This is a genomic window from Sphaerochaeta sp., from assembly GCF_050178175.1.
In the GTDB taxonomy this organism is placed as follows: Bacteria; Spirochaetota; Spirochaetia; order Sphaerochaetales; family Sphaerochaetaceae; genus Sphaerochaeta.
This window is the reverse complement of record NZ_JBFXGH010000092.1, coordinates 1-8,943: the sequence shown is the minus strand read 5'-3', so window position 1 is coordinate 8,943 and position 8,943 is coordinate 1. Positions and strand designations below refer to the sequence as shown.

Genomic DNA, 8,943 nt, shown 5'->3' with positions numbered 1-8,943 from the left:
GATAATTACACTGAAGTCATCACGACTCTGGTCGAAATCATCAAGGAAGATATGGCCGGTGGTCCCCAGCTGTACACCAACGGTCTTGTTGTTGAGACTTGCAGTATTGGAGAGATCCGTATTGGAGACAGGAGCCAGGATTGCCTGGGTTACCACAAGAATCGGGGTGGAGAAATCCATGGTAGCCTTTCTCTCTTCAGTGACGGAAACACCACTGGCAACAGCATCATAGGCGCCGTTTGCCAGACCGGCAAAGATGCCTTCCCATGCAACATTGACGATGCTGATCTCGACATCATTCACCTTTGCAATTTCGTTTACGAGGTCAATTTCAAATCCAACGATATCCCCATTCTCATCGACGAATTCAAGTGGGGGCCAAGCACAGTTGGCTGCGAAGACATAGGATTTTTTCCCGCTTTCAGCCTGGGCCTGGGCGAAGACCATGGTAGTGGACAGTACGAGCAACAGGGCAGCAACAACAAGTATTTTCTTCATGATTATCTCCTTCTTGTAATATGCGAATAATGCATAGATATGCAAATATTGTCAACTATTTAGGAATAAATATACAAAAAAAGGGGAATGAAATGCAAAAAACAAGGAGCCGAAGCTCCCTGCCATTTTATAAAAACTGCTTACAGCAGATTCCACTTCTTCTTCAATGCCTCGAAGGAGCCGTCGGCCTTCGCCTTTGCCAGTCCCTCGTTGATGAGATCCAGGAGTTCCTGGTTGTCCTTCTGTACGGCAATTGCAATATCCTCTTGGGTGAACGGTTCACCGGCAACCTTCAGACGTGAGCTGTAGTTTTCGTTTGAGAGTACGAAATCACTGGCGATCAATGAGTCACAGACAGCAGCATCCACATTGCCGTTGAGCATATCCTCGATGGCAAGTCCGATATCATCATATGCTCTTCTCTCTACAGGATATGTTTCCAACGCAAAGTCTCCGGTGGTACCAATCTGGACCCCGATTTTCTTTCCTTCCAGATCCTCAATGCCTTTGATACTGCCTGCGTCTTCATTGCGGATGATGACGACCTGTCCAGCGGAGAGAATGGGAGAGGAGAAGGCCATGGTGGCTTTCCGCTCTTCAGTTACGGTCACCCCACTTGCAACACCATCATAGGCACCACCAGCGAGGCCGGCGAAAATGGTATCCCAGGGTATGTTCTTCACCGACATGGGGACACCTACCTTCTCACCGATAAGCGGTATCAGTTCAACCTCAAATCCGGTAAGGGTACCATCTTCAACAAACTCAAGTGGGGGCCAGGTTGCATCGGTGGCAAATACATAGCTCTCTTTCTTCTCTTCTTTCTTGCAGCCGGTAAGCACGAGTGCAAAGACCAGTGCCACCATCAATGCTGTCATTACGGTTTTCTTCATGTTGTTTCCTTATACATATACATGTGTTGTAATTTTCTTGTTTGGATAATGGGCAACTTTGTTGCCTCTGTCAATGACCCATGATCTGGTAGGTTGTACTCAAGCCAATGACAAGTCCGAGCAGAACGCCTCCCAGCACCTGGCTGAAGGAGTGACCGAGCATGGTTTTCAGGTTCTCGGGAGTGAACTGGCCTTCTCGATGGATGTCACTGAGGAGTCTGCTCCACTCATTGATGACTTCAGCTTGCTTGCCCGCTGCCCTGCGAATGCCCATTGCATCATGAATGACAATTGCGGCAAACGAAGCAGCTATGGCAAAATCTACCGTACCGACACCCTCGGTGAATGCGATTGAGGTGGTAAGCGCAATAACACCAGCAGTGTGGCTGGAAGGCATTCCTCCTGTGCTGAAGAGCATGGACCAGATAAACTTCCTCTCAAAGAGTACATTGATGAAAGGTTTCAGGAATTGTGCAATAAAGAAAGCAAGTGCTGCCGAAATAAATGGGGCATTTCCCAACAAGGCATTGTTCATGCCCAATACAGTAGCTTTTTTCCCCTGCTTGCGCAAGATTCTATCTTGTTCTAGAGTTGCACTCAACATTATTTCTGGAGCAGTCATGTACGTTTCACAGCAAAAAAGTGATGCCATTCAATTCTGGGTGCTGAATATTGCCTCATTCTTCGGCCAACTATCCATTGCAATGGTCAATCTGGCACTCGTGTACCATCTTCGAAGAGTCTTCGCCCTTGGAGCGGACCAGATCGGGGTTGCCGCCTCCATTACCACTGCAACATACTTGGTTTTTTGCCTGCTTGGGGGCAGGTTTACCGTCCATTTCCGTCCACGCCACCTTGTGGAGACCTCTCTGGTTGGGATGGCAATTGCCGTCTTGCTCTTTGTCTCCACGAGGACACTCTCCATTGCATACCTTGCTTTGGTGTTCTATGGGGCTTTCATGAGTCTTCTGTGGCCACAAATTGAGGGCTGGTTCTCAAGAGGCAAGGAGGGAGCACAGCTCAATCATGTCACCAATGCCTTCAACTTCTCCTGGTCTTTTGGCGTCGGTATCTCCAGCTATATTGCCGGCATTCTTGTTGAGGTTTCCACCACCACTCCCTTCTATGTTGCCATCCTCATGTTCTTCCTGGTATTCATTCTCCTTGCCCTAACCAGTGCTCTGGTGCCGGGGATCAGGGCAGTGCAGAGTGAACATGCCGACAACAAGGAGAATGGCAGGGAGGATGCGAGCACGCCTCTTCGATTCTACGCTTGGGTTGGCATCATCTCCCTGTACAGCGGTATGAGTGTCATTCTTACCATCTTCCCTCTCTATGCGCAGGATGTCCTGAAGATCAGTGAAAGCCAGACCGGCTTACTCTTGCTTGTGCGTGGGGTTGCAACCTGTCTGAGTTTTCTGGTACTGGGAAAGTTGGAGTTCTGGCACTTCAAGAAGCGATACATCTTCCTGGTGCAACTGCTCTTTGGGGTGCTCTCCCTTGTTGCCATGGGCTTCTCCTCCCCGCTTCCCTTTGCACTCTTCTTCCTGTTGTTCGGAATACTGTTTGCATTCGCCTATGACCAGAGTATGTTCCATGGGGCAAGTGGCAGTGTAAACCGATCAGGGAGAATGATCATTCATGAAGTCTTGCTGACCGTAGGAACCATACTGGGAGCAGTCGTGGGAGGAAGTGTGTACGAGCAACTCTCTTTCTCCAGGGTATTGCTTGTCATTGGAACTGCCGCCATCATCCTTGTGATGGTTGAATTGCTTGTTGCCTTCTTCATTGAAAGGACCAGGATTACGGGAAAGTAGTTTTACACACAACCGAGAGTTCGTATACAATAGATATCAAAGACGCCAAAAGGAGCCCAAATATGAGCAAGACCTTGACTGAAAAAATCCTAGCTTCCCATCTGGAAGAGGGAACACTGGGAAGGGGAAACCCAATAGGGATCCATATTGACCAGACGCTCACACAGGATGCCACCGGTACCATGGCCTACCTTCAATTTGAGGCAATGGGTCTGGAGCGTGTCCAGAATGAGCTGGCTGTGAGCTATGTTGATCATAATACCATCCAAGTAGGATTCGAGAACGCAGATGACCATCACTACCTGCAGACCGTTGCCGCTGCCAAGGGTGTTGTATTCTCTCGCCCAGGAAATGGAATCTGCCATCAAGTGCATCTGGAGCGATTCGGCAAGCCGGGAAAAACCCTGCTTGGCAGTGATAGCCATACCCCTACCGGTGGTGGTATTGGTATGATTGCAATCGGAGCCGGTGGGCTCGATGTAGCGGTTGCCATGGCCGGCCAACCCTTCCATCTGATCAGCCCGAAAGTCATAGAAATCCGTCTCCATGGGAAACTCCGTCCTTGGGTTTCCGCGAAAGATGTCATCCTGACCGTTCTTGAGCGCTTCGGGGTGAAAGGCAATGTGAACTGTATCTTTGAATACACTGGTGTAGGTGTCCAGACCCTGGAAGTCCCTGAGCGTTCGACCATCTGCAACATGGGGGCCGAATGTGGCGTCACCACGAGTATCTTTCCCTCTGATGAGAAGACACGTGCATTCCTGAAGGCGCAGGGAAGGGAAGATGACTGGATTGCACTCAGTGCTGATGAGGGAGCAGTCTATGATGACCTGTTTGAAATCGATCTCTCGGCCTTGGAGCCCAAGGTAGCATGTCCTCACTCACCTGGGAATATTGCCACAGTAGCATCGCTTGCTGGGAAACGGGTTGATCAAGTCCTCATCGGTTCCTGCACAAACTCCAGCTATGCCGATATGAAAAAAGTTGCAGAAATCCTTGATGGGCATACTGTTGCAGAGCATGTGAGCCTTGGAATAGCCCCGGGAAGCCGTGAGGTGCTCCTGATGCTCAGCAAGGATGGTTCATTGGCGAAAATGATTGCCAGTGGTGCACGTATCCTGGAAAGTGCCTGTGGGTTCTGTATAGGGAACCATCAGAGTCCTGGAACCAATGGGGTCTCTCTCAGGACCAGCAACCGCAACTTTGAAGGCCGTAGCGGAACCAAGAGTGGCCAGGTCTATCTGGTCAGTCCTGAAACTGCTGCTTTGAGTGCAATAAGCGGGCAATTCACCGATCCTCTCTCCTCCCATGGCATTGCCTTCCCCAAGGTAGTCCCACCTGAACAGTTCCTGATTGATGACTCCATGTTCATCTTCCCTCCCGAGGATGGCAGTAATGTTGAGATTTTCCGAGGTCCCAATATTGGTGACCCACCGAAGAACACCCCGCTCAAGGAGAAGCTTGACGGGTATGTGACGATCAAGGTAGGGGATAAGATCACCACCGACCATATCATGCCTGCTGGGGCCAGGCTCAAGTACCGCTCGAATATCCCTGTCTACTCGAAGTTTGTCTTTGAGCCGGTCGACGAGCATTTCAGTGAACGCTGCACGGAGAATCAGGACCGTGGCAAGGACAACTTCATCGTGGCCGGTGCCTCCTATGGTCAGGGTTCGAGCCGGGAACATGCCGCAATCTGTCCGATGTACCTCGGAGTGAAAGCGGTTATAGCCGTCTCCATAGAGCGAATCCACCAGAACAATCTGTGTAACTTCGGCATCATCCCCCTTACCTTCGTAAATGAAGAGGACTACTCACGGTTCGACCAGAACGATGAACTGGTGATTGAGAACATTGCAGAGCAGATCAAGGGTGATACGGTTATCTTGAAGAACAAGACCAAGAGCAGGGAGATAACCCTCCGCTGTGATATCACCGAAGGGCAGAGAGCGATGCTCATTGGTGGTGGTCTGCTGAATATTCTCAAGGAGAAAGCTTGATGGAAATGGCAATACACATGAAAGACGGGACCTTGCAGGTACCTGACAGTGTCATCATCCCTTACATCGAGGGAGATGGGGTAGGTCAGGAGATATCATCGGTTATGAAGAATGTGGTTGAAGCGGCAGTCAAGAAAGCCTATGGAGAGACCAAACGGATAACCTGGAAGGAGATTCTTGCAGGAGAAAAGGCAAAGAACATAACCGGTACTTATCTTCCCGAGGAGACCCTTGAGGCAATCAAGGAGTACAAGGTGGCGATCAAGGGCCCGTTGACCACCCCGGTAGGGAAGGGAATCCGTTCCTTGAATGTAACCCTCCGACAGACTCTCGACTTGTATGTCTGTCTCCGCCCGGTTACCTACTACCAAGGAGTTCCTTCCCCTGTCAGACACCCGGAGAATATTGACATGGTTGTCTTCCGTGAGAATACGGAAGACATCTATGCCGGCATCGAATGGGAGTCAGGGAGTGAAGAAGTTCGTAAGGTCATCGCTTTCCTCAAAGAGGAGATGCAAGTGAGCAAGATCCGCTTTCCTGAAACCAGTGCCCTGGGGATCAAACCGGTTTCTGTTGAAGGAAGCGAACGCCTTATCCGCAGTGCTATCTCCTATGCACTGGAAAACAACCGACGCAATGTTACATTGGTGCATAAAGGGAATATCATGAAATTCACCGAAGGTGGATTCAGGAAGTGGGGCTATGAACTTGCAAAACGCGAATTTGGAGCAACAGAGGATGCGCAGGGAAGTGTGAAGATCGATCGGGAAGGCCAAGAGCCGCTGGTCATCCAGGACTGTATCTGCGATGCCTTCCTGCAGAATATCCTGCTCAAGCCTGAAGCCTATGATGTCATTGCCACGCTCAATCTCAATGGGGATTACGTATCAGATGCCTTGGCAGCCGAGGTTGGTGGTATCGGAATTGCCCCTGGGGCGAATATCAACTATGAGAGCGGCTTTGCAATCTTCGAAGCAACTCATGGTACTGCCCCTGATATCGCTGGAAAGAACATTGTAAACCCTCTATCCCTGGTACTCTCAGCACAGATGATGCTCTCCTACCTTGGGTGGGAAGAAGCGGCCCGGCTGGTTACCGATGTTGTACAGAAAGCAATCAGTGAAGGGATGGTTACCTCTGATTTTGCCCGCTTGATGGAAGCTGAAGGCAAGGAGTGCACAAGGTTGGGAACGAAGGAGTTTGGTTCCTATCTGGTGTCATTGCTCTAGGGAAAACCCAGAAAAATCTGTAATCAGGCCGTGGACACCCTCCATGGCCTGAATTGTCTGTATGTCGGCTCCAGGGCTTCCAACAGCATACATGCTCCCAATTCCCGCCCTGCTTGCTGAGAGAATGCCGGCCTTCGTATCTTCAAAGACCGTACATGCCTCTGGTCTGAGGCCCAGGGCCTTGCAGGTATCCTGGTAGATATCTGGCTCAGGCTTTCCTTTTCTCTTTCCATTGTCATGAATGACCAAGGAGGGGGGTACGTACTCGCTGAGAGAGAACCATGCCTCATAGAGGCGGACGTTGCCCTCTCCTGCACTGGTGGCTATAGCAAGTTGAAAACCGGCTTGTTTAGCTCGTTTGAAGAGGGTAATTGCACCTGGGGCAAGGCTGAGGGGACGGTGGCCGAGACAAATATGCTTGTAGAGGTCCTCCTTCTCCATGCTGATACAAAAGACCTCTTCCTCACTGGGAGCCCTCCCCAATAGGTAGGCAATTGTCTCAGCATTGGTTCTTCCGTTGAGGTGGTGACTCTCTTCAATTGCAAGTGGTCTGTTCCTCAGTTGCAATGAGATGGCACCCCATGCTTGCTGATGATACTCGGTATCCCAAAACAGGGTGCCATTGAAATCGAAGATCAGGGCCTTATCGGTCCTCAAGCGGTACCACCTTGCGTACGTGTGGGCCCGAGTAGACCTGGCGAGGCCGACCGATCTTCTGGTACGGATCATGTCTCCATTCAAGCCAGTGGGCGATCCATCCGGGGAGCCGGCCCATGGCAAAGAGCACAGTGAACATCGACTCGGGAATCCCGATTGCGTGGAAGATTATGCCAGTATAGAAATCCACATTCGGATACAGGTTGCGTTCGATGAAATAGGGGTCATTCAGGGCAGCCTGTTCGAGATCCATGGCGATTTGCAGGAGCGGATCACTCTGGCTGTCAGCTCCCAGGACTTGCTGGCTGAGACGTTTTGCAATCCTTGCCCTCGGGTCATACGTCTTGTACACCCTGTGGCCGAATCCAGAGAGCCTGAACGGGTTTTCCTTGTCCTTTGCCATTGCAATTACCTGTTCGATGCTCAGTCCTTCATTATGGATTTTCAACAACATCTGCATGACTGCCTGGTTGGCTCCACCATGTTTGCTTCCCCAAAGGGCACAACAACCTGCTGCAACTGATGCATAAAGATTTGCCTCGCTGCTGCCTACCAGGCGGACAGCACTTGTGGAACAGTTCTGCTCATGGTCTGCATGGAGAATCAGGAGGATGTTCAATGCCCTGGCATGCAAAGGATCAGGAATATAGGCATTTACCGGCGTAAGGAACATCATGTTCAGGAAGTTCTCACAGTAAGAATACTTGTAGGAAGGGTCGACGAAGTCCAATCCATTCATCTGTCGATAACTGAATGCAGCGATGGTTCTCATCTTGGAAAGCAGTCTGCTGACCGTCAAGTCAACATTCTCTTCCGGATCGGCATCCTCCAATTCAGGATAAAACGCAGAAAGTGATGCAACCATTGCGGAGAGAATTGACATAGGGTGGGCTTCCTGCGGATAGTCACGGAAGAAGTTCCTCATGTCAACGTGGAGCAATGAGTGCCTATTGAGCATGTCTGCATACGTGTGACGTTGGGCGAGTGTGGGAAGTTCCCCCTTGATCAGGAGATAGGCAACCTCAACGAAATCACAGTTCTCCACCAGGTCCTCAATATCATATCCGCGATATCGGAGGATTCCCTGCTCCCCGTCAACAAAGCAGATATTGCTCATACAGGATCCTGTATTTACAAAGCCGGGGTCATACGTGATGAACCCAGTGTTTTTTCTCAGGGCGGTTATGTCGATTGACTTTCCACCCATGTTGTCCGTGATGACAGTGAGATCGAATTCGTTGTCCTCAAGGACCAGTTTTGCTGCTTTTTCTTTGATATCCATTTTATAGCCTCCTTTAGGGGGTCATTTCGTATAGTATTTTGTGAGCAGGTGGGTGAAATGTATCCTAGTTTGATTGTTTTGGAAATATATCACCCAAGCATTCCTTGCCTTTTCTTTCTGACCAGTAATGGTTATACTGGTAGGTATCAATCCCAGGAGATGCCCCATGGAAGAATTTGTATTGCCGCTTGATGAGGAAATTGTCGATATTGCAGACTTTTTTAAGGTCTTCGGAGATCCCACCCGATTGAAAATCCTCTTCCTGCTTGAACAGGGGGAGAGAGGCGTCAATGCAATCAGTGAGGAACTGAACATGCAACAGAGTACCATCAGCCAACAGCTCAAACTTCTCAGGGCCCGTCGCTTGGTGCGCTTCAGGAAGGACGGGCGTAATGTTCTCTATCGTCTCAATGATGAACATATCCATGACATTCTTGCCATGGGCGTTGAGCATTACCAGGAATTACTCTGATCAGTACCTCTGGGATTCATGTTCTGCATATTCGCCAAAGAGATTTAGGCACATCTCTCTCTCTGCTTGGGTAAGGTTGAGTACTCCCTGATCCT

The 8,943-nt window shown here is 50.0% G+C and carries 9 protein-coding genes; 4 read left to right on the top strand and 5 right to left on the bottom strand.

Going from position 1 to position 8,943, the window contains the following annotated elements:
* The 3 genes from AB7S66_RS09595 to AB7S66_RS09585 all read right to left on the bottom strand — a co-directional run.
* Positions 1–498: transporter substrate-binding domain-containing protein (locus AB7S66_RS09595; RefSeq protein WP_428519445.1), on the bottom strand; the 498-nt coding region annotated here is incomplete at its 3' end.
* Positions 499–638: 140 nt separating this feature from the next.
* Entirely contained in the window at positions 639–1,391 is a 753-nt protein-coding gene (locus AB7S66_RS09590) for a basic amino acid ABC transporter substrate-binding protein (protein WP_428519443.1), read from the bottom strand.
* Between the two features lie 70 nt (positions 1,392–1,461).
* Positions 1,462–1,926 carry a divergent PAP2 family protein gene (locus AB7S66_RS09585; protein ID WP_428519441.1) on the bottom strand — a complete coding sequence of 155 codons (465 nt, stop codon included), beginning with the start codon at positions 1,924–1,926 and terminating at the stop codon, positions 1,462–1,464.
* An 85-nt stretch (positions 1,927–2,011) separates the two neighbouring features.
* On the opposite strand from AB7S66_RS09585, the gene AB7S66_RS09580 reads away from it, so the two are divergent.
* The 3 genes from AB7S66_RS09580 to icd all read left to right on the top strand — a co-directional run bounded on the left by AB7S66_RS09580 (position 2,012) and on the right by icd (position 6,437).
* Entirely contained in the window at positions 2,012–3,208 is a 1,197-nt protein-coding gene (locus AB7S66_RS09580) for an MFS transporter (RefSeq protein WP_428519439.1), read from the top strand.
* 62 nt (positions 3,209–3,270) lie between these two features.
* Positions 3,271–5,208, top strand: coding sequence for an aconitate hydratase (locus AB7S66_RS09575; protein ID WP_428519437.1), 1,938 nt, complete (start codon positions 3,271–3,273; stop codon positions 5,206–5,208).
* Positions 5,208–6,437, top strand: a complete 1,230-nt coding sequence (gene icd, locus AB7S66_RS09570) for an NADP-dependent isocitrate dehydrogenase (protein WP_428519435.1) — start codon at positions 5,208–5,210, stop codon at positions 6,435–6,437. The genes AB7S66_RS09575 and icd overlap by 1 nt, the downstream gene beginning before the upstream one ends.
* On the opposite strand, the gene AB7S66_RS09565 is transcribed toward icd, so the two are convergent.
* Together AB7S66_RS09565 and AB7S66_RS09560 are read right to left on the bottom strand one after the other, a co-directional pair.
* Positions 6,426–7,094: an HAD family hydrolase gene (locus tag AB7S66_RS09565; RefSeq protein ID WP_428519433.1), complete on the bottom strand. Its 669-nt coding sequence runs from the start codon at positions 7,092–7,094 to the stop codon at positions 6,426–6,428. The two genes, icd and AB7S66_RS09565, sit on opposite strands and share 12 nt — an antisense overlap.
* Positions 7,081–8,376, bottom strand: a complete 1,296-nt coding sequence (locus tag AB7S66_RS09560) for a citrate synthase (RefSeq protein ID WP_428519431.1) — start codon at positions 8,374–8,376, stop codon at positions 7,081–7,083. Before AB7S66_RS09560 ends, AB7S66_RS09565 begins: the two co-directional genes overlap by 14 nt.
* A 166-nt stretch (positions 8,377–8,542) precedes the next feature.
* On the opposite strand from AB7S66_RS09560, the gene AB7S66_RS09555 reads away from it, so the two are divergent.
* On the top strand, positions 8,543–8,848 hold the full coding sequence (locus AB7S66_RS09555; protein WP_428519429.1) for an ArsR/SmtB family transcription factor: 306 nt from the start codon (positions 8,543–8,545) through the stop codon (positions 8,846–8,848).
* Positions 8,849–8,943 lie beyond the last annotated feature (95 nt).